Here is a 24530-nt window from a genome sequence, read left to right on the forward strand (position 1 = left end):
GCCATGACCGATTTCCAGACCTTCGCCCATCTCGCCTCGATCGATCTCGGCGAGCCCGAGCCCAAGCCGACCTCGATCAGCGGCAATCAGTTCGAAGCAGCGAAGACGCTGTGGACCTCGCCCGACGGCACGTTGGAAGTCGGCGTCTGGGAGTGCACGCCGGGCCGCTTCACCGCATCGCGCGACAGCAATTCCGAAACGTGCCACATCGTGTCAGGCCGGGTCTCGCTGCATGGTCCCGATGGCCGCAGCAAGGACGTCGGCCCGGGCGAAATGCTGGTGCTGCCGAAAGGGTGGAAAGGCGAATGGACGATCCACGAGAAGACGCGGAAGCTCTATATCCTGCACTTCGAGGCGTGAGCCGACGTCCGCTTTGGCCGAAGCCTCCCCAACTTCGTCATCCTAGGGCGAAGCAGGAGCGAAGCTCCGTCGCGGAGACCCTGGGATCCATTCCGTGACAGCCATCGAGGAATGCAGCGGAACAGAATTCTGCACCGCTGCAGCGCTTTGAGGTCGCGGCATGTATCCCTTGGGCTGCGGAGCAGCTCCAGGGGTCTGCGCCGCGTCGCTACGCTCCTTGCTCCGCCCGTGGATGACGAAGCGATGGGCGCTACTCGTCGCCCAAACCGCCGGCCGTCGGCTTGCCTTCTATCGCCTGCCGCAAGGCGTCGTTGATGCGGTCCTGCCAGCCCGGCCCATCCTCCTGGAAGTGGTCCAGCACGGCGCGGTCGATCCGGATCGAAACAAGCTCCCTGACGCCTGGAGCGGCGGAGGGCTCACGAACCGGCGCGGCCGGCTTCTTCACCGGCTTGAAAGCCGCTTCGGCGGCCGCCATCGGATTTGTCGGTCGGCGCGGGGGATTTGCCATTGGGATGACCCTGACTGAAGGCGATTCGTGCGCAGCACGCTTACGCCACCATAGCCCAACCAGCGCCGTCGCGCAGGCCCCTTTGGTCGAGACAATCACTCGGCTGCTTGAAGACTTTGCGCGTCGATGATGACCCTGATCTCCGCGCGGCAGGAGCCGCAATTCGTACCGGCATGCAGGGCCGCGCCGATCCCCGCGACGCTGCCGCAGCCGCGGCGCACCGCTTCGGCGATCTGGTTGGCGCCGACGCCGAAGCAGGAGCAGACAATGGCGCCGCGATCGACGTCGACCCCGCCCGGCCGTCCGGCCACGATCGCCAGCCTTCCGCGCCGGTCGACATGATCGGCACTTAACTGTTCCGCCGCCCAGCCGCGCGACACGGCGACCGGGCCGGGCGCGACGAACAAGGCGCCTGACAGTTGATCGCCGTCGAAGGCGGCGATGCGATGCTGGCCGGCGTCGCAGTCATGATAGGCGAGCATTTCCGCACCCGGTGACGCGCCGAACAGTGACCCGGCAAAGCCGGCCCAGTCGATGTCGTCTTCGGCAAAGGCAAGCTCGACCCGCCAGCCGCCCTTGCATTTGGCCACGGCCCAATAGGCCGCGGCATCGGGCGACGGCCTATGCCGCGTCACCGCAAAGCCGAAGGCTTTTGCGGCGAATTTCTCGATGCGGACGGCGACATGTTTCAGCGCCGGCTGGCCGGAAATGGGATCGGTCAGCGGCGCGGTCAGCGTGTCGAGCCGGCCCTTTGCCGAGAACTGATCGGTCCAGTGCATCGGCGCAAACAGGCTGCCCTGGCGCTGGCGTATCGTCACCAGCGCGCGCACCAGCACGTCACCGCGCGGGCTGGAAACGCGCACGATGTCGGCGTCACCGATGCCGAAGCGCTGCGCATCCACCGGGTGGATCTCGACGAATGGCTCGGCGATGTGCTGCGAAAGCCGCGGGCTTTTGCCGGTCCGCGTCATGGTGTGCCAATGGTCGCGGATACGGCCGGTGTTGAGGATCAGCGGATAGTCGGGACTGGTGCGGACTTCCGTGGTCGGACGGATGGCGATGAAGCGCGCCTTTCGATCGGGTGTGTAGAAATTGCCGTCGGCGAAGAAGCGAACCTGGAGCCCAGTCGTGCCGACCCCTTCTGGCCTGCCGGCCATCTCCCCCTCGAGGGGGGGGACTAGCAGCTTTGACACCGGCGCTTCTTCCGCAGCGTTGGCGATTGGCGAAAGCCGAGCGGCAGGCTGATCTCCCCCCTTGAGGGGGAGATGGCCGGCAGGCCAGAAGGGGTCGGCACGACCGGGCGCCGGCCACTGGAACGGCTCAAGCGTTGCGTAGGTCTCGCCATCAACTCCGCCGTAGACGCCAATATCGAAGTCCCGCACACCATCATTCTCGAACCCCGACAGCGCCGCGTGTTCAGCAAAAACTTCCGCCGGCGTCGCATAGGAAAACGCCTCGCCGAACCCCATCCGCTTGCCCACCTCGGCGACGATCCGCCAGTCGGGCAGCACCTCGCCGGGCAGCTCCAAAAACGCGCGCTGGCGCGACACCCGGCGCTCTGAATTGGTGACGGTGCCGTCCTTCTCGCCCCAGGCGGCGGCGGGCAGCCGGACATGGGCATGGCGGACGGTGTCGGTCCGGGCCAGCACGTCCGACACCACCACGAAAGGGCACGCCTTGATCGCCGCTTCGACGGCATCGGCGTCCGGCATCGAATCGACCGGGTTGGTGGCCATGATCCACAGCGCCTTGATGCGCCCGTCGGCCAGCGCCTGGAACATCTCGACTGCCTTCAGGCCGGGCTTTCCGGCAATGGCCGGCGCGTTCCAGAAGCGCTGCACACGGTCGCGATGGTCGGGGTTTTCGATCTCCATATGGGCGGCGAGCATATTGGCCATGCCGCCGACCTCGCGGCCGCCCATGGCGTTGGGCTGGCCCGTCACCGAAAACGGCCCTGCTCCGGGTTTGCCGATGCGGCCGGTGGCGAGATGGCAGTTGATGATGGCGTTGACCTTGTCGGTGCCGGATGACGACTGGTTCACACCCTGGCTGTAAACCGTCACCGTTTTCGCCGTCGCCGCAAACAGGCTGTAGAAACGGCCAAGCTCGTCCTCGCTCAGGCCGGTGGCGGCGGCGACGCCGGCCAGGTCGAGCGCGGAGGCCGCGAAAAGCGCTTGCCCGAAGCCGGTCGTGTGCGTCGTGATGTAGGCGCGGTCGAGCGCATTGTGCTGGCCGAGATAAGCGAGCAGGCCCGTGAACAAAGCGACGTCGCCATCGGGCGCTATCGCCAGATGCATGTTGGCCATGTCAGCGGTCATGGTGCGACGCGGGTCGACCAGGACGATCTTCATCTCCGGCCGCTTTTCCCGGGCAGCCGCGATGCGCTGGTAGAGCACCGGATGGCACCAGGCGAGGTTGGAGCCGACCAGCACGATCAGGTCGGCCAGCTCCAGATCCTCATAGGTTCCCGGCACGGTGTCGGAGCCGAAAGCGCGGCGGTGGCCGGCGACCGAGGAGGCCATGCACAGGCGCGAATTGGTGTCGATGTTGGCCGAGCCGACAAAACCCTTCATCAGTTTGTTTGCGACATAATAGTCCTCGGTCAGCAACTGGCCGGAGACATAGAAGGCGACCGCATCGGGCCCATGCTCGGCGATGGTCTGCGAGAAGGTCGAAGCGACCAGGTCGAGCGCCTCGTCCCAGCCGGCGCGGCGACCATGGATCTCCGGATGAAGCAGCCTGCCGTCGAGATCGATGGTCTCGGCCAGTGCCGAGCCCTTGGAGCAGAGCCGACCGAAATTGGCCGGATGGTTGGGGTCGCCGCGCACGGACACCTGCCCGTCCGCGGCGACCTTCGCCAGCACGCCGCAGCCCACCCCGCAATAGGGGCAGGTGGTCCTCACCTCGCGCGCTTCCTCAATCTCCATGGTTCAGGCCGCGCGGCTGGCCAGCGCTTCCAGCGCGATGAACAGACGTTCGCCTTCGACCCGCACCGGAATGGTGCGCACCGCGCCCTCGTCGGCGCCGAGCGCTTTGCCCGTCTCCAGCGAAATCACCCAGTTGTGCAAGGGACAGGTCACCGCCGCACCGTGCACGATGCCCTGGCTGAGCGGTCCACCCTTGTGCGGGCAATGGTCGTCGATGGCATAGACCTGATCATCGGCGGTGCGGAAGACGGCGATCTTGCCTTCCGGGGTGGCGACGCAGCGCGCGCCGCGGCGGGGGATGTCGGCGATAGAGCCGATGGCGATCCAGTTCATGATTGTCACTCCGCCGCCTGCGCAAACCCGACCGAGGCCATCGGCCGGAATTCGTGCTTGTCCTTGCCGGAAACGCGTTCCGACCACGGATCGACCTGGGCGAATTTCTGGCTGAAGACGAAGCGGTCGTAATAAGCCTTGCGCTTCTCGCCATCGTCCATGATCTGACGCTTGATCTCGGGGATGCCGATGCGTTTGGCCCATTTGTAGATGCGCTCGAGATAGCGACCCTGCTCGCGATACATCTGCGTCAGCGCCACGATATGCTCCAGCGCCTCATCCTCGGTCTTGACCAGGCCCAGCACCTCGGTGCCCTTGATGTCGAGGCCGGCCGCGCCGGCGAAATGGATCTCGTAGCCGGAGTCGACGCAGATCACGCCGACATCCTTGCAGGTCGCCTCGGCACAGTTGCGCGGACAGCCCGACACCGCCATCTTAACCTTGGCCGGGGTCCACGAGCCCCACATGAATTTTTCGATGCGGACGCCAAACCCCGTCGAATCCTGCGTGCCGAAGCGGCACCAGTCGGAGCCGACGCAGGTCTTCACCGTGCGCAACCCCTTGGCATAGGCGTGGCCGGAGACGAAGCCGGCCTGACCGAGATCGGCCCATACCGCCGGCAGGTCTTCCTTGCGGATGCCGAGCATGTCGATGCGCTGGCCGCCGGTGACCTTGACCATCGGGATTTCGAACTTGTCGACGACGTCGGCGATAGCGCGCAGCTCCGCCGCGTTGGTGACGCCGCCCCACATGCGATGCCTTGCGCCTTGGCGGCGATCTCGTCGGCGCGCAGCGCATTCCAGGCCAGACCGATGCGCGAACCGTGCAGCCGATGCGCGGTGACGATGGCGACGACGACCAGTGCGGCCGACAAATAATAGAAATTCGCCTGGCTCGGCAGCTTCCAGCCGAAGATCACCAGCGGATCGGCAAAGGAATGGCCGAACAGGCTGGGCGCCGGAATGCCGACCAGTCCGTTGGGTCCGCCGGTCCAGCTGAAATTGTTCAGCAATTGCTGGACCACGACGCCGAAGGCGATGGTGACGAGCGCGAGATAGGTGTCGCGCGTGCGCATCGACGGGATGCCGATGATGAAACCGAACAGGGTCGCCGCCAGCGCCGCGACCGGCAGCGTCAGCCAGAAACTGACACCGAAATTGACCGCCAGCAGCGCCGACACATAGGCACCGATACCGTAGGAAGCGCCGGTGGCGAAGTTCGGAATGTTGGCGCTGCCTAGCTGGAAATTGAGCGCCAGCGCCAGCACCGCATAGAGCTCGGCGACGATCAGCAGATGGAGGATATAGGTGTTGGATCCGACGAAGAACGGAAAGGCCAGGACGATGACCGCCGCCGTGATCATCGCCACGAGCGGAACCCGGGCAAAGCTCGCCAACGCATAGTCGGCGATCCACGGCAGCCTCTCCAGCAGATAGAAACCGACGCCGAGCAAGGCCAGCAGGCCGACCACCTGCCAGCCGCCGTCGACTCTGAGGATGAGGTACAGGAACGCTGCCCCGATGATTTGCGAGGCGATGGCGAAGACCGTGGCCGCGGCTATGCCCGGCAGGTCGGGTGAAGCACGTCCCTGCATGCTAGACTTTCTCCATGACGGTGCGCCCAAGCAGGCCGGCGGGGCGGAAGATGAGCACGGCGATGACCAGCAGGAAGACGAAGACCAGCCGGTAGGAGGCGCCGTCCGGCACGAATGTCTGCGCCAGCACTTCGATGCCGGCAATGATCAGTCCGCCCAATATGGCGCCCGGCATCGAGCCGAGGCCGCCGATAACCGCGGCGGAAAAGCCGAGCAGGCCGGCCATGACGCCGAAGTCGAACCGTGTCACGCCGGCATAGCTTGCGAACAGAAGTCCTGCGATGGCGCCGATAGCCGAGGCAATGAAGAACGTCGCACGGAAGACGCGTGCATCGCGGATGCCCATCATGCGCGCCACGACCCGGTCCTCTGAGGCCGCCCGGATGCGCAGCCCGAGCGGGGTCATGCGCAGGAAGACAAACAGCATGGCGACCAGCGCGACGGTCAGCACCACCACCAGCAGCGCGAACCAACTGATGGCAACGCCGGAGATTTCGAAAGCCATGCCCGACACCAGGCGCGGGAAGGCATGCGGGTTCGATCCCTGCGGATAGAGATGGCGGATCAGCTCGCGGATGACGATGCCGAGCGCCACCGTCGCCACCAGCGCCATCATGGCGGGCGCATCGCGGAAGCGCCTGATGACCACCTTGTCGAGCAGGACGCCGATCAAACCGACGGCGAGCACGGCGACCGGAACCGCAAGCACCAGCCAGGCGGGGCCCGAGGCGCCAAGAGCGGTCGCCAACGCCTGGGCAAGCGCCAGCGTGATGAACGGCGCCGTCATCGCGACATCGCCATGCGAGAAATGAATGACGTTCAAGACACCGAAGATCAGGCTGAATCCGATCGCCAGCAAGGCATAGATGCAGCCAAGGGTTATCCAGTTCACCAGTTGCTGGACAAGCAGTTCCGCCATGCGGTCGGTCTCTCGATTGAAGCCGACAGGTATCAATCGCCATCCCGGGCGGACAGAACGAATCTCCGAACTCACGAGTCACAATTTCCGAATTTCGTCACTGAATACGCGCCCGTACACTGATGATCAGCCGACGATCACGATCGGCCGGGTCGCTACGACGGCGGCAGATAATTCTGTTTGAGGTGGAACCATGCAAAACAGGCGCAGTGCGCTTATCCGCGTATCGTCAATTCTGGCCGGCTCTCTGTTTGCCATCGCCCTGGGCGCCGCCCAGGCGCAGGCCGACCGGATCAAGCTCGGCTTCATCGGGCCGCTCTCCGGCGGCAACGCCCAGCAGGGCCTCGGCGCCCGCAACGGCTTCCTGCTCGCCATCGAGCAGGCCAATGCCAGCGGCTATCCGCACCAGGTGGAAGGCGTCGTGCTCGATGACGCCTCCGATCCGGCCGTCGGCGTTTCGGCGGCGCAGAAGCTGGTCAACGATCCCGCGGTGGTCGCGGCAACGGGGCATTGGAACAGCTCGGTCGCGTTGGCGACGATCCCGGTCTTCAACCGCTCGCAGATGCCGTTCATCGTCTGGGGCGCGGTCAGCCCGAAGATTACCGAACAGAACTTCCCGAACGTGACCCGCGTCACGCCGACGCTGGTCAACGAGAACAAGCCGCTGGCCGAAGCCATCGCCAAGCAAGGCAAGATCAAGAAGATCGCCATCATCTCCGACACCACCGACTACGGTGCGGCCAACACCAAATGGTTCGGCGATTTCTTCAAGGCGGCCGGCGGCGAGGTCGTTTCTTCGGATGCCGCGGCTGTCGGCACGACCGATTTCCGCGCCATGCTGACTACCGCGAAGGCAGCGTCGCCCGACGCGGTCTATTTCGGCGGCGTCGTCACCGAAGCAGCGCTGGTGCGCAGCCAGATGGCCGACCTCGGCATGGGCAATCTGCCGATGTACGGAATTTCAGGCATCTACGATCCTAAATTCATCGAGATCGCGGGAGCTGCCGCCGAGGGCACCATCGCCGGAACTCCGGCCGTCCAGTCGAACCCCAAGCTCGAGGAGTTCAACAAGGCCTATGAAACCAAGGCTTATCCCGATCCCGCCGGCTCCTATGCGAAATATGCCTACGAGGCGACGCAGATCCTGCTTCAGGTCATCAAGGAAAAAGGCCTCGACGACAAGGAGGCGCTGAGCAAGGCTATTCGTGATATCCACCACGACGGCATTCTGGGAGACGTCTCGTTCGATGCCAACGGACAGACCAACATGGCCATCGACATCGACATGTTCGTCGTCCGCAGCGGCAAATGGGAGAAGATGTAACCACCTGATCGACGCCGCGCCCGTTCTCAGTGGCGCGGCGTCGATCACCTTCATCGCCGAGCTCGCAAAAGTCCTGATCGGAGCGCCTGACCATGAATGACGAGGCCGGCCACGGCGCACCTCGAAAGGCCGTCGAAATCAAGGGCGTCTCCAAGGTGTTCGGCACCTATCAGGCGCTGAAGCCTGTTTCCTTCGACATCTACGACAACGAGTTCTTCACGCTGCTCGGCCCGAGCGGCTGCGGCAAGACCACCCTGCTGCGCATGATCGCCGGTTTCGAGCAGCCGACGGCGGGGCAGATTTTCCTGCACGGCTCGGACATACAGGGACTCCCCCCGCATAAGCGGCGGGTCAACACCGTCTTCCAGAGCTACGCCCTGTTTCCGCATATGAGCGTCGAACAGAACATCGGTTTCGGGCTCGAAAACCTCGGCTGGTCAAAGGACCGCCGCGATGCGCGCGTCGCCGATATGCTTCGTCTCGTCCATATGGAGGCCTTTGCCTGGCGCAAGCCGCAGCAATTGTCGGGCGGCCAGCGCCAGCGCGTCGCGCTCGCCCGCGCCCTGGCGCCGGAACCGGAAGTGCTGCTGCTCGACGAACCGCTCTCCGCACTCGACCTGAAGCTGCGCCAGGCCATGCGCGACGAACTGCGCATTCTGCAGCGTAAAACCGGCATCACCTTCGTCTTCGTCACCCACGACCAGGAAGAAGCGCTCGACATGTCGGATCGCATCTGCGTTCTCGGCGATGGCGAGATCCAGCAGCTTGGCACACCCGCGGCGATCTACGAGGAGCCGTCGAACCGCTTCGTTGCCGATTTCATCGGCGAGACCAACTTCCTCGATGCTGACGTGATTGCCGTGGACGGCGAGCAGGCGACCGTGAAAACGCAGCTCGGCATGACCTTGACCGCTTCGCACAAGAAAGCGGTCGCCGGCCAGAAGGCCTTTATCTCGATACGTCCGGAGAAAATCAGCCTGCCCGCCCAGGACAACCCGATCGCTGTCGATGGCACGATCATGAGCACCAATTATCTTGGCGGCTACACATACTATCTCGTTGAAGCGGGCGGAACCAAGCTGCGCATCTCCAAGCGCAACAGCGTCAGCCGCGGCCAGATGTTCGAAATCGGGCAATCGGTAAAAGTTGGCTTTGCCGCCGAATCCGTGCGGATCCTCGGCGCATGAAGGCACGCACAAAAAGTCCTGACTGGAATGTCCTCGGCCTGCTGCCGGCCCATCTCATCATGCTGCTGACGCTGATCATCCCGATCGGTATCATCATCGTGGTGTCGTTCTCGACGCGCGGACCTTACGGCGGGTTCGAATATGTGTTCACCACAGCGCCCTACAAGCAGCTTTTGTTCAACGAAGGCTGGACCGGCGAGATGGAGTTCAATCCGCAATATCTCATCGTTGTTGCCAGAACGCTGGTCCTGTCGGCCGTGACAACATCGATCTGCCTGCTCCTGAGCTTCCCGGTCGCCTATTTCATAGCGCTGCAGCGGCCGGCGATCAAAGTGCTGCTGATCTATCTCGTCACGCTGCCATTCTGGGTTTCGATGATCGTGCGCGTCTATTCCTGGATCATCATCCTTGGCAAGGATGGTGTCGTCGAAAAGACCCTTCGCGGTCTCGGCCTCGTCGACAACATGGACTCGCTGCTGTTCGGCAACACCGCCATGCTGCTCGGTCTCGTCTACAGCTACATTCCGCTGATGATCCTGCCGATCTTCGCCTCGATCGAGAAACTCGACCCTGCGCTCATCGAGGCGTCGCATGATCTCTATGGCAACCGCGTCACCACATTGCGCCGCGTTATCCTGCCCCTCACCCGGCCCGGCATGATCGCCGGCGCGATCCTGGTGTTCGTTCCAAGCCTCGGCGCGGTCCTGGAGCCGACCCTGCTCGGCGGCGGCAAGACCATGATGATGGGCAATCTCATCCAGCTACAGTTCGGTGGCGCCCGCAACTGGCCGCTCGGCGCCGCCATCGCCATCGTGCTGATGGCCGCGGTCATGGGCTTCCTGATTTTCCAGGGTCTGCGCTCGATGCGCACCGAAGGCCTGGAGCGTGCGGCATGAACGCGGACGATGATGTCAGGCGCTATCCGGGCTTCGGTCTCTTCAGCGCGATCTTCTTCGCCTATCTCTATTTGCCCATCGCCGTCGTGGTGTTCTACTCTTTCAATGCGAACCGGATCGTCTCCAATTGGGGCGGCTTCTCATTGCACTGGTACGCCACCGCTTTGTCCAACGCCAACCTGATGACAGCGGTGAAGACCTCCCTGCTCGTCGCCACGGTCGCCACAGTCGCCTCGACCGTTGTCGCGTTGATGGCGGCATTGGTGCTGGTGCGCGGCCGCGATGTCCGGTTCCGCCGCATCTCCGAAGCGGTGGTGAACCTGCCGCTGCTCCTGCCCGAAATCGTCGTTGCTGTCGCCGTCCTGATCCTCTTCTCCGAGATCGGGCTCGCCAACGGAATGGTGAAGCTGATGATCGCCCACACCACGTTCTGCATCCCGTTCGCCTTCCTGCCGATACGCGCCCGCCTGCAGGGAATGGACTTCGATCTGGAGGAAGCCGCCCGCGATCTCTATGCAACCGGTTGGGTCGCCTTTCGTCGCGTCACGCTGCCGCTCATCCTGCCGGGTGTGTTCGCCGGCGCCATGCTCGCCTTCGTCATCTCGATGGATGATTTCATCACCAGCAACCTGTTGAATTCCGGCGGCGCCACCACGCTGCCGGTCTACATTTTCTCGCTGATCAAGCAGGGCGTGTCGCCGCAGCTCAACGCAATCTCGACCTTGATCATGATTGTTTCGGTGGTGCTGGCGACCGTGGCCTTCCTGCTTCAGCGACGGCAGTAGCAGCGGCGTAGTTTTTCCTAATCAAGGCGTCGGGCAAATCGAATTTATCGAACCCGACGGTTTGTTATCGTCGCCCCTGGGAGAACAACAAACAGGGGAATGACATGACGACTAAAATTGCAGCGCTCACCATGGCCGGTGCCATGAGCCTCGCCTTTAGCGTGCCCGCTCTCGCCGAGGGCAGCCTGGCCATCTACGCATGGGCGGATTCCATCTCGCCCGAGATGGTCACGAAATTCGAGAAGGAAACCGGCATAAAGGTCACGGTCGACGCCTTCTCATCCAACGAGGACCTGCTCACCAAGCTGCAGGCCGGCTCGTCGGGCTACGACATCGTCACGCCTTCGCAGCACTTCGTGAAGATCATGATCGACAGCGGGCTGCTTGAGGATTTCGGCGCCAGCTCGATGGCGGCCTACAGCCAAGTCCTGCCGGACTGGCAGAAACCGTGGTGGGATGCGACAGGCAATCATTCGATCCCGCTCGCCTTCGGCAATGCCGGCTACACCGTCAACCGCGACCTCTACAAAGGCCCGGTCGACAGCTGGAAGACCTATTTCGAGCCACCGGCGGAGCTGCGCGGCAAGATCGCCAGCCTGGCGCAGCCCGACGAAGTCATACCGGCAGCGGAAAACTATCTCGGCATCAAATATTGCAGCGAAGACCCGCAGGAGATGAAGCGCGTGCTCGACCTCTTGCTGGCGCAGAAGCCATTCGTGGCAGCCTATTCCAGCGACAACATCGAAAACCGCATCGGCAGCGGCGAGGTTGCCGCCCATTTCTGGTGGGACGGCAACACCATGAGGCTTCGCCGCAACGACAAGGCCAATGTCGAATACGCGATGCCGAAAGAAGGTCTGGTCGGCTGGCTGGATTCCTATGTCGTGCCGAAGGGCGCAGCCAATATCGAGAACGCCAAGAAGTTCATCGATTTCATGACCCAGATCGACAACGCGACGGCGCAGTACAATTATTACGGCCACTCTTCGCCGGTGAAGATCGACGAGAGCAAGGCGCTCTACAACAAGGAGAACGCTCCGGAGCTGTTCCCGACCGTTCCCGTCAAGATGGGCCAGGCCTGCTCGCCGGCGGCGCAGGAACTCGTCACCAAGGTCTGGACCCAGCTTCTGCAATGAGCCGCTCAGCCGGGGCGCGCGCCGCCCCGGCATCTCCATTCTCAAAGGGGCTGGCCATGCAGACCGAAAATCTTGACTACGATTACATCGTCATCGGCGCAGGCTCGGCCGGTTGCGTCCTTGCCAATCGCCTGAGCGCCAACCCGTCCCACAAAGTGTGCCTGATCGAAGCCGGCGGCAGCGACAGCGGCCTGCGGGTCAAGGTGCCTGCCGGCATCCTCTCGCTCTACGGCAATCCGAACTATGACTACTGCTATGTCGGCGTGCCTCAGTCCAACCTCAACGGCCGCAGGATTCCGGTCAATCGCGGCAAGGCGTTGGGCGGCTCCAGTTCGATCAACTCGATGGTCTACATCAGGGGCGCCGCGCAGGACTATGACGAGTGGTCGCGACTCGGCTGCGCAGGCTGGGCATTCAGCGACGTGCTTCCCGTCTTCAAGAAGCTAGAGCGCAACCTGCTTGGCCAGGACCCGCACTACCACGGTACAGGCGGGGAACTGCTGGTCGACAAGCCGCGCGATCCGAATGTGCTGTCGTCGATGTTCGTCAAGGCCGGCAACAATGCCGGTCTTCCGGCCAACAGCGACTTCAATGCCGAAAGCCAGTTCGGCCTCGGCATCTACAATGTCACCCAGGATCGCGGCCAGCGCTTCAGCAGTTTCACCGCCTTCATGCGCCCGGTGCTCGATCGCAAGAATCTCACAATCCTCAGCGAATGCGAAGTGATCGACCTCGATATAGCCGAGGGGCGCGCGACAGGGGTACGGGTGCGGCACAGGGGCGAGCAGAAGACGCTGTCGGCCCGCCGCGAAATCGTGCTTTCGGCCGGGGCGATCAATTCACCGAAGATCTTGCTGGCGTCCGGCATCGGCGCAGCCGCCGAGCTGCAGGCGATCGGTATAGAGCCGATTGTCGATCTGCCGGGCGTGGGCAAGAACCTTCAGGACCATATCGACGGCATGATCACGGTCCGCTCCTCGAGCACGAAGACGCTCGGCCTGTCGCTGCCCAACCTGCCCCGCGTGCTGGCTGCGCCCTTCCGGTATTTTGCCGGCCGCAAGGGCATGTTCACCACCAACTACGTCGAAGCCGGCGGCTTTGCCCGGACGAAGTATACGAACGGCATTCCCGACATCCAGTTCCACTTCGTGCCCGGCTATCGCAGCCATCGCGGCAGGCTGGTGGAGTACGGCCATGGCTACGCAATCCACACCTGCGTGCTCAGGCCCAAAAGCGTCGGCGAACTCAAACTCTCAGGCCAGGCGTCGAACCGGGATGTGCTGATCGATCATCGCTTCTTCTCGAACGACGAGGACGCCAGGGTGTTGGTCGAAGGCATCAAGATCGCGCGTCAAATCTTTGCCGCATCCGAGTTCGACCCGATCAGGGGGACGGAGATGCTGCCGGGCAAGGATGTTCGCAGCGATGACGAGATCCTCGCCTATCTGCGTGCCGAAGCGCTCACCGTCTATCATCCGGTGGGGACGTGCAAGATGGGGACCGATGCGATGGCCGTCGTCGACCCGGCAACGCTCAAGGTGCGCGGCATCAGTGGCTTGCGGGTCGCGGATGCGTCCGTGATGCCGAAGCTGATCGGCGGCAACACCAATGCCCCCAGCATGATGATCGGGCACCGGGCAGCGGAGATGATCCTGGGCCGGGGATAATTTCTGTAGCGCAACTCCAGGAAAGGCGTGCAGCGGCCTTCCTTCAGTAGCCGCGCAAAAACAATGAGTTGGAACGGTTCAGTGAATCAAACACTGAAGCGCCGATTTTGCAGCTGGGCTGCGGCGGGCACGCGCCGTCGAATTCAAGCGGCTTGATCGTCCCGCTCATCCGCCTCGCCGTTGATCTCGCGCAGCAGCCTTTCGATGTCGGCCTTCGGGAGACGGTTCGGCGAGTTGGTCGCGCATCAGCCGGCGCAACGTCGAGGTCAGCGCGCCCGGCGTCGCATTGTAGCGCGCCAGCAGTGCCCGCTCGCTGATGATCCCATCCAGGACACCGAGTGCCATGTCGCGCATCACTTTCTCGTCGAGAGAAAGCGATCCCACCTGATCTTGGCGAGCGCCCGGCTGGGTCGCTTCGAGCAATCGAGCCGCGGTTGGGCTCGTAAGTTACGACCCCTTCGCCCTGCAATTGCACCAGAGCGTGACGCACAGGTGTACGCGAGACGCCAAGGGTCGCCGCGATCTCCGCCTCGTTGATCCGCTCACCGACTTGAATTCGCTCGAAGAACTGAGCCCGAAGCTGATTGCGAATGCGTTCCTGGAGCGGCGAGGCTGCGGTCATACTGACCCTGCATGAGCGCCGCCGGGCCGAGCCGGATCGAAGCCGAACCGCATGCGTATTCCGAAGACATGGACACGACAAACATGGCGCGCCACTACATCGCAACTTGGCTATCGTGGCCTTGGGAGACGCGGTTTACCACCGAAATGAAATCCGCGACCAGCTTGTCCGGCGTGCCTCGATAATCGATGGCGATGACGCATTCCTGCATGGTCGGGCTTATTTGGCAGCCTGATCGTAGCCTTCGTGCTGTCGCTCAATGGCCGGAAATATCTCGTTCTACCCGGCGCCACGCCTACCATGCCATCAGTCGCCTGGAGCGCACTGCGCTATGGCGTCAAGCCGGAGCTCTATGCGCTTCGTCGATCACCAACATTATGGTATTTGCCGCAATCGCGGTGCTTATTTCGTTGCACGCTCGGACAGAAACGGCCGATGGAGTGACATGTCATGCTTGTGGTGCTTTCGGCGGGCCGGAATTCTGGTGAGGCCTGCTTGCACGTCCTGCATTGTGCCCCAGGGGCTGGCGAATGACGATGGGGGTCCCCGACGAGAAAGTCGATTGCATCGTCATCGGCGCCGGCGTCGTCGGCTTGGCGATTGCGCGGCGGCTGGCGCTCGAGGGACGCGAAGTTCTTGTCGTGGAGGCCGAGGACAGCCCCGGGCTGGGCACGTCGAGCCGCAACAGCGAGGTCATCCATGCCGGCATCTACTATCCGAAGGGCAGCCTGAAAGCGCAGCTATGCCTCGAAGGAAAGAACGCGCTTTACCGCTATTGCGAAGCGCGCGGGATTCCGCACAAACGCATCGGCAAGCTGATCGTCGCCGCCAGCGACGCGGAATTGCCGATTCTGGAGGGGATCCGGACCAAGGCTGCGGACAATGGTGTTGCGGACCTGGAGATGCTCAGCCGCGCGGATGTGGAACGCCTTGAGCCTGAACTGGACGTTGCCGGCGCGCTTTTGTCCCCAAGCACGGGGATCGTCGACAGCCGCGCGCTGATGCTGGGGCTACAGGGCGATGCCGAGAATGCCGGTGCCACCTTTGCGTTTCGCGCGCCGGTTCTCGGCGGCAGCGTCGACGAAACGGGCTGCGAGCTCCAGTTTGGCGGCGATATGGAAGGCTATAGGATCGCCGCAAATCTGGTCATCAATGCGGCCGGATTGTCAGCCCATCTCGTTGCCCGGAGCCTTGCGGGCGGGCATGGCGGCAAAATCCCAGATGTCACCTACGTCAAAGGCAATTACTTTGCGCTTGGACGCCAACCGTCCTTCAACCATCTTGTTTATCCGGTTCCGGAACCAGGCGGCCTCGGAGTTCACCTGACGCTGGATATGGCCGGATCGGTTCGTTTCGGGCCGGACGTCGAGCCCGTCGATGAGGTCGGCTACGCGGTCGACCCAACTCGGGCCACACCATTTTACGCGGCCATCCGACGCTATTGGCCGGGGCTGAGGGACGGGGAACTGGAGCCGAGCTATTGCGGGCTGCGGCCTAAAACGAACGGGTTGCAGTTCGGCGATTTCGACATTCTGGCAGATCCGTCCGGACGGCTGATCAGTCTTTTCGGAATCGAGTCACCTGGCCTGACAAGTGCGCTCGCCCTGTCGGATAGGGTTGTCCAACTAGTCAGAACGACGAACTCGTCTTGCTTTAGCCTTTGACCGCTCCAGCGGTCATGGATCCTGATATCTGCCGATACATCACAAGACCCAGCAAGGCCGGCGGCAAGGCACCCAGCATCATGACCGCGGAAGCGGTTCCCCATTTTACGCCGCCGCCGCTTGCGGCGAAGAAGAAGGACGCGCCGACCGTCATCGGCACGGCACGGCTGGTTGTCAGCATGAGACCGAAGAGGAACTCGTTCCAGGCAGTGATGAAGCCGAAAATGAAGGTTGTGACGAGCGCCGGTCGGATGACGGGCCGGACGATCATCATCATCACCTGCAAGGAACTTGCGCCATCGACTTTCGCCGCCTCGTCGAGTTCGACCGGTACATCTGAAATCGCGTTCACCAGGATGACGAGCGCAAGCGGCGCGTTGACGATGGTCAGGATGAGCCCGAGCCCGATCCGCGTATCGAGCAGGCCCAGCCACTGGTACATCATGTAAAGTGGGATCGCGAAGATGATCAGCGGCACGGCGCGAAGATTGATGACGATCGGCAGGACCAAGCGCTTTCCCGCCTCGCTACGCGCGATCGCATAGGCAGCCGGGAACGCGAGCACGATCGCAAGGCCGGTTCCGATCAGCGCCGCCACGGTGCTGTTCAGCAGGTAGGCATAGATGTTGAAGCGGCTGGTCTGCGTCAGGACCTCCAGGTAGTTGTCGAGCGTCGGTTGGCTGATCCACAAACCGGGGTTCGTCGAAAGCTCGCGCTGGCTTTTGAGCGATGTGATCAGCGTCACGATAATGGGGAAATTCATCGCCAGCACGGCGATGGCAAAAACGATCCAGCGCAGTGCCCTGACCATCGTCAACGCTTCCTGCGGCCGGCAAGCCGGTTAAGGCCGTGGAGAACGATGAACGACGCCAGGAACAGGATAACCGAAGCGGCGACCGCCTTGCCGATAGCCCCTTCCTTGAAGAAGGCCTGGTAGATGTAGATCGACAAGGACGTCGTTGAACCGCCAGCGCCACTGCCGGTCAGCGCATAGACATTGTCGAACACCCGGAAACCGTCGATGAAACGGATGAAAAACGCGATGACCAGCGTCGGCTTCATCAAGGGCAGATCGATCCAGCGGACGATCTCAAACGGTGATGCGCCATCGAGCGAGGAGGCTTCGCGCACGTCGAGCGGTATGGCCGAATAGGCCATGTAGAAGAGCAGGAAGGCGAAAGGCGTCCATTGTAGCGTCTCCACGACGACAAGGGTGCGGAAGGCATTGTCGATGTCGAGGAAGGCCGGGCTGTCGCCGAACCATTCGAAGAGATAGTAGGGGACGGGGCCCGCGAATTCATGCAGCACCAGCCGGTACATGAGACCGACCATGGCCGGCGCGACCATCAGCGGCAGCATCAACGGCGCCATCAGGACTGGACGCTTGCTCAGAAGCGGCGCCAGGAAGATGGCAAGGAAAAGGCCGATCAGACATTCCGCTGATGCGGTAAGAATACCGAAGCGCAGAGAGAACCAGGCCGAGCTCCAGAATTCGCGGTCGTTCAACACCGCGACATAGTTACCGAAACCGCTCAACACCGGACTGCGCAAGGTCTCGAATGTAACGGTCGAAACGGAATAGATCAGATTGACGATCGCCGGAAAGCCGAGAAACAGAAGCAGGAAGCCGACCAGTGGCGTCAGATACATCCTGCCTTCGGCACGTGTCACAAGGGCCATGTCGATCCGCCAAACGCGCCGGACACCGGGCCTCGGCCCGGCGTCCGGCAAATGGTTCATTTCTTGAGAAGGTCCTGCATGCCCGCCTTGGTGTGGGCGAGCGCGTCCTCGAGGCTCTGCTGGCCGGACCAGTAGCCGGTGAACTCCTTTGCCTGCAGTTCATAGACCGGGAGCGCACTCGCGGACGTCGCTCCGGTCATGACATAGCCGTACTTGCTGGCGAATTCGCCGAGCTTGACGAGGTCGGGACGTTCCTTCGCAACCTTGGCGACGACATCGGGAGACAATGCCGGCGAACCGCCGCTGCGCGCATAGAGCAAGGCCGCATCCTCGGTGGCGAGCCACTTCAGGAACTTGACGGCGCCTTCCTTGTTCTTGGCGTTCTTGTTGAGGCCCAAACCAAGGCCGTGGATGTGATCGGCGCGTCCGTCGGGACCTGTTGGCGGCGCGACGATCCCGGTCATCTCGGCGACGGCCGGGGATTTTTCGGTGCTGGTCAGATCCGCCGCCGCGGCATTCCACTGCAGCGCTGTTGCGGCCTGGCCGGATGCGAAGGCCGCGTTGGTTTCAGCATATTCGTAGCTAAGCGAATCCTTGGGCGAAGACCCGGCATCATAGAGTTTCTTGTAGAGCTCGAGGCCGGTCCTGTAGGCATCGGAATCCACCATGACATTGCCGTCCTTGTCCATCCAGTCGCCGCCGTAGGAGCGCGGCAGCGACTGGAAGACCATCATGTTGAACAGCAGGTTTTTCATCTGCAGGACCGTGCCGTAGCGCACCGGGCTGTCGGGGTTCACCTGCTTGGTGAAATAGAGGGCGGTGGCCGCCCAGTCGTCCCAGGTCCAGCTGTCCGGGTCTTTCGGCTGCAGCGGCTTGCCGAGATATTTCCGGGCGATTTCACCATAGGTCTTCCTGGCGGCGTCATCCCTGATCAAGGCGTCGATGAGATCCTTGCGGTAGTACATGAAGTGCAACGAAAGGTCTGTCGGGACGCCGTATTGCTTGCCGTCGAACTGCATCGTCTTGAGAACGGATTCGCCGAAAATCTTGGCCGCGTCCGCGCCAAGATCGACCGGCTCCATATAGGGCGCGTAGCGACCGAGCGAGTAGGTGGCGACGAGGTTCACGTCGAAGGCGTTGGATCCGGCCGCCATGTCGGCCTGCAGCTTGTCGTAAAAGCCTTCGCGGTTGAAGAACAGCAACTCCACCTTGTCGGCATCGCTGGCCTGCTTGTTGTAGGTTTCCACGGTTGCCCGCAGTGCGGTTTCCTCGGAGCCGCCAGGCCAGCCGAGCACGGTCACGGTTGCGTTGGCAAAGGTCGGCAAAGCCGTCCCCGCAAGGAGGGTGGCCATAAGCGCAAAAGATGTCCTGCTCAATTTCATGATCGTTCCCTTCTTTTTTGATGATTTTTGCATGACACGACCGGGGCGCCGTTACCTTGCCCATTCGGCAAGATCGGCAACACCGATGACGCCGGCGTGGCCTCCGAGCTTCGCCGCCACGAGATGGGGGGAAAGGCGCGGCGGGACCTCGCTCAGATGTGCGCGCACCCGGTCGAGATAGCCTTCTGCAAGACCGATGCTGCCGCCGATGACGATCAATTTCGGATCGAACATCATCTGAATGTCCCGGCATAGCGCCGCGACCCGCGAGGCGCTCCGCGAGACGATGGCGCCGGCCCAGTCCTCGCCCTTCAGCGCGTGTCCGAACACATCGGCGGCGTCCGCCTTGGAACCGGCCTTGAGGGCCTCCGAAGCGATCCAGCGGCCGGAGGTGCTGTCTTCGAGCGGAGCCCGGTCTTCAGACAGACCACGGATCAGACCGAAGTGACCGGCTAGACCGGACAGCAATCGGTCGTTGCAAACGATGCCGCCGCCAATTCCGGTCGAGATGGTCAGAAAGACGATGTCGCGACCTTGCCCGGCGCCGAATTTGTATTCGCCCCAGGCAGCCGCCTGGGCATCGTTGAACGCACAGACCGGCTTGCCGAAAACAGCGGATGCCCTTTCGACCAGCGGGTAGCCGTCGGGAATGCCAAGGGTTGCCGGATTCAATGCCGACCAGCGTCCATCCTGCACCAGTCCGGTCACCGCAATGCCGATGCGGCTGAAGCGGCTCGACCAGGCTGACGTGCTTTGCGCGAGGGATGCCAGCCAGGCGTCGGGTCCAGCCTCTCGCGCGGTCCGCACGATCTTGTCCTCGATCACCGTGCCATCGCTGACCAGCGCGGCCATGGTCTTGGTTCCCCCGATGTCGATGCCCAGGACGGATGGGCCCAGGACGGATGGGCCCAGGACGGTTGGGCCCAGGACACTTGTGCCAAGGGCGGTTTGCGCGCCCCTCGCCGCATAGGCGTCGGAAAGCGCCTGGTGGAACCATGAGGTGACGTGCTCGGTACGGGTGATCGCCGAGCCGACAACCACGGCATAGGCGCCGGCGCGCGCGGCGGCAGCCGCCTGCTCAGGCGACCGGATACGCCCTTCGGCAATGACGTAGGGGGTCAGGGTTCGCATTTCAGCGATGAGGGCGATATCCGGATCCTGCGGCTCCGGCCCGCCGACATAGCCGGAAAGCGTCGTGCCGACGAAATCGACACCCGCGGCAAGGGCCCGGCGCGCATCGTCAAGGCAAGAGCAATCGGCCATGGTCAGCTTGTTCCTGGCCTTGACGGCTTTCACAAGCGCTTCGACAAGAACGGGACGGACACGCTCCGTCGCATCGAAAGCGATGATATCGGCGCCCGCCTCGGCCAGGGCCTCGACATCGGCCAGATAGGGTGTGATGCGCACGGGGCTGTCGGTGAGATCGCGCTTGACGATACCGATGATCGGCACGCGGACAGCCAGGCGGGCGGCCGCGACATAGGGCACGGATTCGATGCGCAGGGCCTTGGCTCCGGCTTCAACAGCGGCCCTGGCAAAGCCCGTCACGAATTGCGCACTGTCCATCGGGCCGCCGGGAACCGGCTGGCAGGACACGATGAGACTGTTGGCGATGTCTTGTCGCTGCACGTCGGCACTCCCTTGTCGCCATCACGATAAATGGAAAATACCAGATTACAACCAGTTCATAACTGGTATTACCTTTGCAGCTCGAAGACAAAATCGTAGACGTCGCCTTTGTATCGTGTCTCGCAGTATTCCACGATCTGTCCGTCGGCGAGAAAGCAGCGGCGCTCGGTCATCAGCAGCGGTGCGCCCATCTCGCAATGAAGGTGTTTTGCATCCTCCAGCGATGCGCCGCGCGAGCGCATGCGCTGGATTGCCCTCTGAGGCAGGAAGCCGCGTGCATCAAGCGCTTCATAAAGGGAATCCTGAACCATCTCGGGCGAAGGAAGGAAGCGAACCGGCACGGCCGAGACCTCGACAGCGATCGGCGCGCCATCGGCTGTCCGCACACGACGCATGCGAACCACATTGGTATTGCCCGCAATACCCAGGGCCATCATTTCGGCCGGGGATGGACGGCTTATCTGCTTGGAAAGCCATAGACATCCAGGCTTCAGGCCGCGCGCCAGAATGTCCTCCGAAAAGCTCGTCAGCGTCGAAAGCGATTTTTCGACCCGCGACCCGATCTCGGTTTTGGAACCATGCCGGCGATTGAGCTGCCCTTCCTCTTCGAGCAACGCCAGAGCTTTTCTCACGGTGACACGCGAGATCGACAGGGCTTCCGCCAGAACCCGCTCGCCCGGCAGAACCGCGCCGGCTTTCAACGCATTGGAGCGGATCGCCGCCTCGATCGCCGATTTCAACCGTCTGTAAAGCGGCACATCGGACGCTGTCGCTTCCATTTCCCGACTGACAAGCCCGATCAGGTTCACGGTTGTCATTGCCCTTCCTCCCGCGCGAGAAGCACCCAGGATCAAAACATTCCTGACTGGACCTATACTGGTATTATCAATCCGGTGCAAACGGCCAGCGGACGGTGCTTCGCCGCGCCCTCAGCGCATCACGATCCCTTAGCGAACCCTCGGTGACAGCTTCATGGAGATGCGATCGCAGGCAGCCCGCAGGACCTCCAGAGTATAGGCATGGCGGCTTTCACGCGTATGGCGATTGATATAGGCGACGATGATGGAGGCGACGGCACTGCCGTCCGGCCCGATGACCGGACAGCAGATATCGGTGATGCCGACGAAGTCGCGGCTCTCGCGCATCCAGTAGCCGTCCGCGCGGATGGTACGAAGCTGCTTTTCCAGCGCGTCACGATCCAGCGGCGCCGGTGAATGCGCCGCACATTCATCGATCATCCGCGCTGCGACCTTTGGTGACTGGAAGGCAAGTATCACATGGCCGGAGGTCGCGTCGGTGGCCAGGCGGCCGTAGCCGAGGCGCAGCGTGAACGCCATGTCCTCGCCGCCGGGAGCGGCCGCGGTCACGACGGTCAAGCCATGATTGAAGACGACCAGGTGCGGCGACTGATTTGAGTCCCCGGCAATCTGCGTCAGCTCGGGCATGGCGGCGGACATGAGATCCTGAGCGCTCGGCGTGTGCAGCCCCAGCTTGAAAAGCTTGTCGGTCAACGAATAGGCGTCGGTCTCGGCGTTGCGCTCGATATATTGACGCTCCTGCAGCGCGATCAGCATCCGGAAAATCTCATTCTTCGAACGGCCGAGGCCTTCCGCGATCTCCTTCATCGTCAAGGGCGCCCGCGCCTCCGCCAGCAGTTCCAGGACATCCAGACCCTTGGTCAGCGCCGGGGCCGAATAGGTCGGTTTGCCACTCTCTTTTGCGTCATCTGCCATTCGAAGAATCCCCGGTGGTCCCGCACGATAGAGACAAGAAATCGGAATTGCCATTGGTTTTATATCCAAACTTGACACCATATATAAAACTGACATGATGACGGGGACAATGAATTTCGAGGCCGACCCGATGACCGTCCAGAGACCTGCAAACACTGTCCGCGCGACCATCATTCCCCGGAACAACAGTGTTTACACGTCCGTCGATTTCGATCGCGAGGGCAAGCAGATGGGCTTCTTCCATGTGCCCCAATCGCCGCACGACGATGCCTGGGGTACGGTCCGCGTTCCGCTCGCCGTCATCAAGAACGGTGACGGTCCAACGGTCCTGATCGAGGGTGGCAACCACGGCGACGAATATGAGGGGCCGATCGCGCTCGGCGAGCTTCTGCGCGAGATCGATCCACGGGATATTGCCGGACGCATCATTGCGATTCCGGCCATCAACATTCGGGCCGTCGAGGCCGGCACCCGCACCTCCCCGGTCGACGGGTTGAATTTCAACCGCAGTTTCCCGGGCGATTTCAACGGCACGCTGACAAGCCAGATCGCGGCTTACGTGCATGACGTCCTGTTTCCGATGGCCGACTACTTCCTGGATCTCCATTCCGGCGGTTCGTCCCTGATGATCCTGCCGAGCGCGATCATCGAGCCCTCCCCGACCGCGCAGGGGCATCGCAAGAACATCAGGGCGACGCTCGCCTTCGGGGCGCCGACCGTTGTCATGGTCGACAATCTCGGTGAAACCCGGACCTCGACCGCGTCCGCCAACCACCAAGGACTGATCGTTATCGGCAGTGAGATGGCCGGCGGCGGCCTTGTCAGTCCGGATGCGCTGGCCATCTGCCGCAGGGGCATCCGCAATGTGCTGAAACATGCAGGCGTTCTGAAGGGCGCGCCTGACATCGCCCCTGGCGCCAACGCACGCGTGCTCAAGGTTCCCGGAAGCGAAGGCTATCTGCTTTCCGAGGAGGACGGTGTCTTCGAGCCCTTGAGCCCGCTCGGCAGTGCCGTCAGCAAGGGCGACCTTGCCGGACGCATTCACTTCCTCCACACGCCGTCACGCGCGCCCATCGATCTCCTTCACCCCATCGACGGTATCGTTTTCGCCAAGCGTCAGCCCGGCCGTGTGCGCCCGGGGAATTGCTGTTTCGTGCTTGCCAACGAATATCCGGAGGCACTGACCGATGGGCCATAAGGACATCGAAGCGGCTGCCCGGCGCATTGCCCCCTTCATACGGCGCACCCCGGTCGTCAAGCTCGACCATGCCACGGGGGCAAACCTTCAAAATGATGTCTATTTGAAACTCGAATGCCTCCAGGTGAGCGGCTCCTTCAAGATCAGGGGCGCCACGAACCGGGTGAAAACGCTCGAGCCAAGCCGGATCGAAAACGGACTGGTCGCCGCATCCGGCGGCAATCACGGCCTGGCCACCGCCTATGTGGCTGCCCGGGCCGGCGTTCCCGCCACCATTTACCTGCCGAACAATGCAAGCCCGCTGAAGGCGGAAAAGCTTCGCAAATGGGGGGCTGACGTTCGCTTCGAAGGCAATGTCTGGGATGAAGCGCATGAGGCTGCATCGGCCGAGGCAAAGGCGTGCGGCGCCTTCTACATGCATCCCTTCGCCGATGCGCAGATCGTGTCCGGTCAGGGAACCGTGGCGCTGGAGATGGTCGATCAGATTCCCGATGCCGACATCTATATCGTCGCGATCGGCGGTGGCGGGCTCATCAGCGGCATGTCCGAAGTCCTGAAGCACGTCAAACCCGAAGCCAGGATCATCGGTGTCGAGCCGACCGGTTCACCGACCCTTCACGCCTCCGTGGCTGCCGGCCGTGTCGTTCGCTTGCCCGAGATAACGACGAAGGTGGCGACCATGGCCTGCGGCCGCACGGACGAAAGCATCTACGAGATCGTCGCCAAGCACGTCGACGACATCGTCCTTGTCGAGGATGCGGACATGCAGAAGGCCGCTGAATTGCTCTGGTTCGAATTCGGCATCGCCGCCGACCTCAGCGGCGCGGCATCGCTGGCCGCCTTGATGAGCGGCGCTTTCAAGCCACCGCGCGGCGCTCGCATCGCCGGGCTTGTCTGTGGCGCCGGTGTCGAGGGCCTGAATGGCTGAGGTTGAGCAAGGCCGGTCCACGCAGACGCGGCCCTGACATGGATACGGCACGAGTGCC

The 24530-nt window shown here is 62.7% G+C and carries 21 protein-coding genes and 3 pseudogenes; 10 read left to right on the forward strand and 14 right to left on the reverse strand.

Going from position 1 to position 24530, the window contains the following annotated elements:
- Positions 1–3 precede the first annotated feature (3 nt).
- Positions 4–360: a cupin domain-containing protein gene (locus tag NP945_RS25615; RefSeq protein WP_127267126.1), complete on the forward strand. Its 357-nt coding sequence runs from the start codon at positions 4–6 to the stop codon at positions 358–360.
- A gap of 250 nt (positions 361–610) precedes the next feature.
- On the opposite strand, the gene NP945_RS25620 is transcribed toward NP945_RS25615, so the two are convergent.
- The 6 genes and pseudogenes from NP945_RS25620 to NP945_RS25645 all read right to left on the reverse strand — a co-directional run bounded on the left by NP945_RS25620 (position 611) and on the right by NP945_RS25645 (position 6641).
- On the reverse strand, positions 611–868 hold the full coding sequence (locus NP945_RS25620; RefSeq protein WP_127267125.1) for a BrnA antitoxin family protein: 258 nt from the start codon (positions 866–868) through the stop codon (positions 611–613).
- A gap of 95 nt (positions 869–963) precedes the next feature.
- The gene (locus NP945_RS25625; protein ID WP_256747893.1) at positions 964–3795 is read right to left on the reverse strand and encodes a nitrate reductase; all 2832 of its coding nucleotides are present in this window, start codon (positions 3793–3795) and stop codon (positions 964–966) included.
- Positions 3796–3798: 3 nt separating this feature from the next.
- Entirely contained in the window at positions 3799–4128 is a 330-nt protein-coding gene (gene nirD, locus NP945_RS25630) for a nitrite reductase small subunit NirD (protein ID WP_127267123.1), read from the reverse strand.
- 5 nt (positions 4129–4133) lie between these two features.
- A pseudogene (locus NP945_RS25635) lies at positions 4134–4883 on the reverse strand (nitrite reductase large subunit); the annotation flags it as partial.
- A 59-nt stretch (positions 4884–4942) separates the two neighbouring features.
- A pseudogene (locus NP945_RS25640) lies at positions 4943–5722 on the reverse strand (branched-chain amino acid ABC transporter permease); the annotation flags it as partial.
- Between the two features lies 1 nt (position 5723).
- Positions 5724–6641 carry a branched-chain amino acid ABC transporter permease gene (locus NP945_RS25645; protein WP_023809431.1) on the reverse strand — a complete coding sequence of 306 codons (918 nt, stop codon included), beginning with the start codon at positions 6639–6641 and terminating at the stop codon, positions 5724–5726.
- Between the two features lie 193 nt (positions 6642–6834).
- Here NP945_RS25645 and NP945_RS25650 point away from each other — a divergent pair, with 193 nt between their 5' ends.
- The 6 genes from NP945_RS25650 to NP945_RS25675 all read left to right on the forward strand — a co-directional run bounded on the left by NP945_RS25650 (position 6835) and on the right by NP945_RS25675 (position 13636).
- Positions 6835–7965: a branched-chain amino acid ABC transporter substrate-binding protein gene (locus tag NP945_RS25650; RefSeq protein WP_256747894.1), complete on the forward strand. Its 1131-nt coding sequence runs from the start codon at positions 6835–6837 to the stop codon at positions 7963–7965.
- A 92-nt stretch (positions 7966–8057) separates the two neighbouring features.
- Positions 8058–9152 (forward strand): ABC transporter ATP-binding protein, encoded by a 1095-nt coding sequence (locus NP945_RS25655; protein WP_256747895.1) that lies wholly within the window; start codon positions 8058–8060, stop codon positions 9150–9152.
- A complete protein-coding gene (locus tag NP945_RS25660; RefSeq protein ID WP_256747896.1) occupies positions 9149–10048 on the forward strand; it encodes an ABC transporter permease in 900 nt (299 codons plus the stop codon). Before NP945_RS25655 ends, NP945_RS25660 begins: the two co-directional genes overlap by 4 nt.
- Entirely contained in the window at positions 10045–10833 is a 789-nt protein-coding gene (locus NP945_RS25665) for an ABC transporter permease (RefSeq protein WP_256747897.1), read from the forward strand. The genes NP945_RS25660 and NP945_RS25665 overlap by 4 nt, the downstream gene beginning before the upstream one ends.
- Positions 10834–10937: 104 nt before the next feature.
- Complete coding sequence (locus tag NP945_RS25670) at positions 10938–11969, forward strand: extracellular solute-binding protein (protein WP_128308734.1); 1032 nt, start codon at positions 10938–10940, stop codon at positions 11967–11969.
- A gap of 56 nt (positions 11970–12025) precedes the next feature.
- The gene (locus tag NP945_RS25675; protein WP_256747898.1) at positions 12026–13636 is read left to right on the forward strand and encodes a GMC family oxidoreductase; all 1611 of its coding nucleotides are present in this window, start codon (positions 12026–12028) and stop codon (positions 13634–13636) included.
- Positions 13637–13801: 165 nt separating this feature from the next.
- On the opposite strand, the gene NP945_RS25680 is transcribed toward NP945_RS25675, so the two are convergent.
- Positions 13802–13990 (reverse strand): hypothetical protein, encoded by a 189-nt coding sequence (locus tag NP945_RS25680; protein WP_127380980.1) that lies wholly within the window; start codon positions 13988–13990, stop codon positions 13802–13804.
- An 85-nt stretch (positions 13991–14075) separates the two neighbouring features.
- Positions 14076–14258: pseudogene (locus NP945_RS25685) on the reverse strand (GntR family transcriptional regulator); the annotation flags it as partial.
- A 530-nt stretch (positions 14259–14788) separates the two neighbouring features.
- Here NP945_RS25685 and NP945_RS25690 point away from each other — a divergent pair.
- Positions 14789–15922 carry an NAD(P)/FAD-dependent oxidoreductase gene (locus tag NP945_RS25690; protein WP_256747899.1) on the forward strand — a complete coding sequence of 378 codons (1134 nt, stop codon included), beginning with the start codon at positions 14789–14791 and terminating at the stop codon, positions 15920–15922.
- Here the strand turns inward: NP945_RS25690 and NP945_RS25695 are convergent.
- The 6 genes from NP945_RS25695 to NP945_RS25720 all read right to left on the reverse strand — a co-directional run bounded on the left by NP945_RS25695 (position 15912) and on the right by NP945_RS25720 (position 22400).
- Positions 15912–16733 carry a carbohydrate ABC transporter permease gene (locus NP945_RS25695; RefSeq protein WP_127321544.1) on the reverse strand — a complete coding sequence of 274 codons (822 nt, stop codon included), beginning with the start codon at positions 16731–16733 and terminating at the stop codon, positions 15912–15914. The two genes, NP945_RS25690 and NP945_RS25695, sit on opposite strands and share 11 nt — an antisense overlap.
- A gap of 2 nt (positions 16734–16735) precedes the next feature.
- Positions 16736–17602, reverse strand: coding sequence for a carbohydrate ABC transporter permease (locus NP945_RS25700; protein ID WP_127399326.1), 867 nt, complete (start codon positions 17600–17602; stop codon positions 16736–16738).
- Positions 17603–17658: 56 nt separating this feature from the next.
- Positions 17659–18954: a sugar ABC transporter substrate-binding protein gene (locus NP945_RS25705; RefSeq protein WP_256747900.1), complete on the reverse strand. Its 1296-nt coding sequence runs from the start codon at positions 18952–18954 to the stop codon at positions 17659–17661.
- Between the two features lie 81 nt (positions 18955–19035).
- Positions 19036–20613 carry a putative N-acetylmannosamine-6-phosphate 2-epimerase gene (locus NP945_RS25710; RefSeq protein ID WP_256747901.1) on the reverse strand — a complete coding sequence of 526 codons (1578 nt, stop codon included), beginning with the start codon at positions 20611–20613 and terminating at the stop codon, positions 19036–19038.
- 68 nt (positions 20614–20681) lie between these two features.
- Positions 20682–21431, reverse strand: a complete 750-nt coding sequence (locus NP945_RS25715; RefSeq protein WP_127380992.1) for a GntR family transcriptional regulator — start codon at positions 21429–21431, stop codon at positions 20682–20684.
- Between the two features lie 129 nt (positions 21432–21560).
- The gene (locus NP945_RS25720; protein ID WP_164749416.1) at positions 21561–22400 is read right to left on the reverse strand and encodes an IclR family transcriptional regulator; all 840 of its coding nucleotides are present in this window, start codon (positions 22398–22400) and stop codon (positions 21561–21563) included.
- Positions 22401–22440: 40 nt separating this feature from the next.
- Between NP945_RS25720 and NP945_RS25725 the strand changes: the two genes are divergently transcribed.
- Positions 22441–23544, forward strand: a complete 1104-nt coding sequence (locus tag NP945_RS25725) for a succinylglutamate desuccinylase/aspartoacylase family protein (protein ID WP_256747902.1) — start codon at positions 22441–22443, stop codon at positions 23542–23544.
- The gene (locus NP945_RS25730) at positions 23534–24472 is read left to right on the forward strand and encodes a threonine/serine dehydratase (RefSeq protein ID WP_256747903.1); all 939 of its coding nucleotides are present in this window, start codon (positions 23534–23536) and stop codon (positions 24470–24472) included. Before NP945_RS25725 ends, NP945_RS25730 begins: the two co-directional genes overlap by 11 nt.
- The last annotated feature ends 58 nt before the right edge of the window (positions 24473–24530 follow it).

Origin of the sequence: Mesorhizobium sp. LMG17149, from assembly GCF_024518695.1 — a bacterium.
Classification (GTDB): Bacteria; Pseudomonadota; Alphaproteobacteria; order Rhizobiales; family Rhizobiaceae; genus Mesorhizobium.

What these genes read in the sequence shown, in the direction of transcription:
- NP945_RS25655 (WP_256747895.1), top strand. Translation starts at nt 8,058, where the DNA reads ATGAATGACGAGGCCGGCCACGGCGCACCTCGAAAGGCCGTCGAAATC.
- NP945_RS25705 (WP_256747900.1), bottom strand. Translation starts at nt 18,954, where the DNA reads ATGGCCACCCTCCTTGCGGGGACGGCTTTGCCGACCTTTGCCAACGCA.
- NP945_RS25715 (WP_127380992.1), bottom strand. Translation starts at nt 21,431, where the DNA reads ATGACAACCGTGAACCTGATCGGGCTTGTCAGTCGGGAAATGGAAGCG.
- NP945_RS25725 (WP_256747902.1), top strand. Translation starts at nt 22,441, where the DNA reads ATGATGACGGGGACAATGAATTTCGAGGCCGACCCGATGACCGTCCAG.
- NP945_RS25690 (WP_256747899.1), top strand. Translation starts at nt 14,789, where the DNA reads ATGACGATGGGGGTCCCCGACGAGAAAGTCGATTGCATCGTCATCGGC.
- NP945_RS25700 (WP_127399326.1), bottom strand. Translation starts at nt 17,602, where the DNA reads ATGGCCCTTGTGACACGTGCCGAAGGCAGGATGTATCTGACGCCACTG.
- NP945_RS25665 (WP_256747897.1), top strand. Translation starts at nt 10,045, where the DNA reads ATGAACGCGGACGATGATGTCAGGCGCTATCCGGGCTTCGGTCTCTTC.
- NP945_RS25660 (WP_256747896.1), top strand. Translation starts at nt 9,149, where the DNA reads ATGAAGGCACGCACAAAAAGTCCTGACTGGAATGTCCTCGGCCTGCTG.
- NP945_RS25720 (WP_164749416.1), bottom strand. Translation starts at nt 22,400, where the DNA reads ATGGCAATTCCGATTTCTTGTCTCTATCGTGCGGGACCACCGGGGATT.
- NP945_RS25615 (WP_127267126.1), top strand. Translation starts at nt 4, where the DNA reads ATGACCGATTTCCAGACCTTCGCCCATCTCGCCTCGATCGATCTCGGC.
- NP945_RS25730 (WP_256747903.1), top strand. Translation starts at nt 23,534, where the DNA reads ATGGGCCATAAGGACATCGAAGCGGCTGCCCGGCGCATTGCCCCCTTC.
- NP945_RS25675 (WP_256747898.1), top strand. Translation starts at nt 12,026, where the DNA reads ATGCAGACCGAAAATCTTGACTACGATTACATCGTCATCGGCGCAGGC.
- NP945_RS25680 (WP_127380980.1), bottom strand. Translation starts at nt 13,990, where the DNA reads ATGCGCGACATGGCACTCGGTGTCCTGGATGGGATCATCAGCGAGCGG.
- NP945_RS25645 (WP_023809431.1), bottom strand. Translation starts at nt 6,641, where the DNA reads ATGGCGGAACTGCTTGTCCAGCAACTGGTGAACTGGATAACCCTTGGC.
- NP945_RS25670 (WP_128308734.1), top strand. Translation starts at nt 10,938, where the DNA reads ATGACGACTAAAATTGCAGCGCTCACCATGGCCGGTGCCATGAGCCTC.
- NP945_RS25650 (WP_256747894.1), top strand. Translation starts at nt 6,835, where the DNA reads ATGCAAAACAGGCGCAGTGCGCTTATCCGCGTATCGTCAATTCTGGCC.
- nirD (WP_127267123.1), bottom strand. Translation starts at nt 4,128, where the DNA reads ATGAACTGGATCGCCATCGGCTCTATCGCCGACATCCCCCGCCGCGGC.
- NP945_RS25695 (WP_127321544.1), bottom strand. Translation starts at nt 16,733, where the DNA reads ATGGTCAGGGCACTGCGCTGGATCGTTTTTGCCATCGCCGTGCTGGCG.
- NP945_RS25625 (WP_256747893.1), bottom strand. Translation starts at nt 3,795, where the DNA reads ATGGAGATTGAGGAAGCGCGCGAGGTGAGGACCACCTGCCCCTATTGC.
- NP945_RS25620 (WP_127267125.1), bottom strand. Translation starts at nt 868, where the DNA reads ATGGCAAATCCCCCGCGCCGACCGACAAATCCGATGGCGGCCGCCGAA.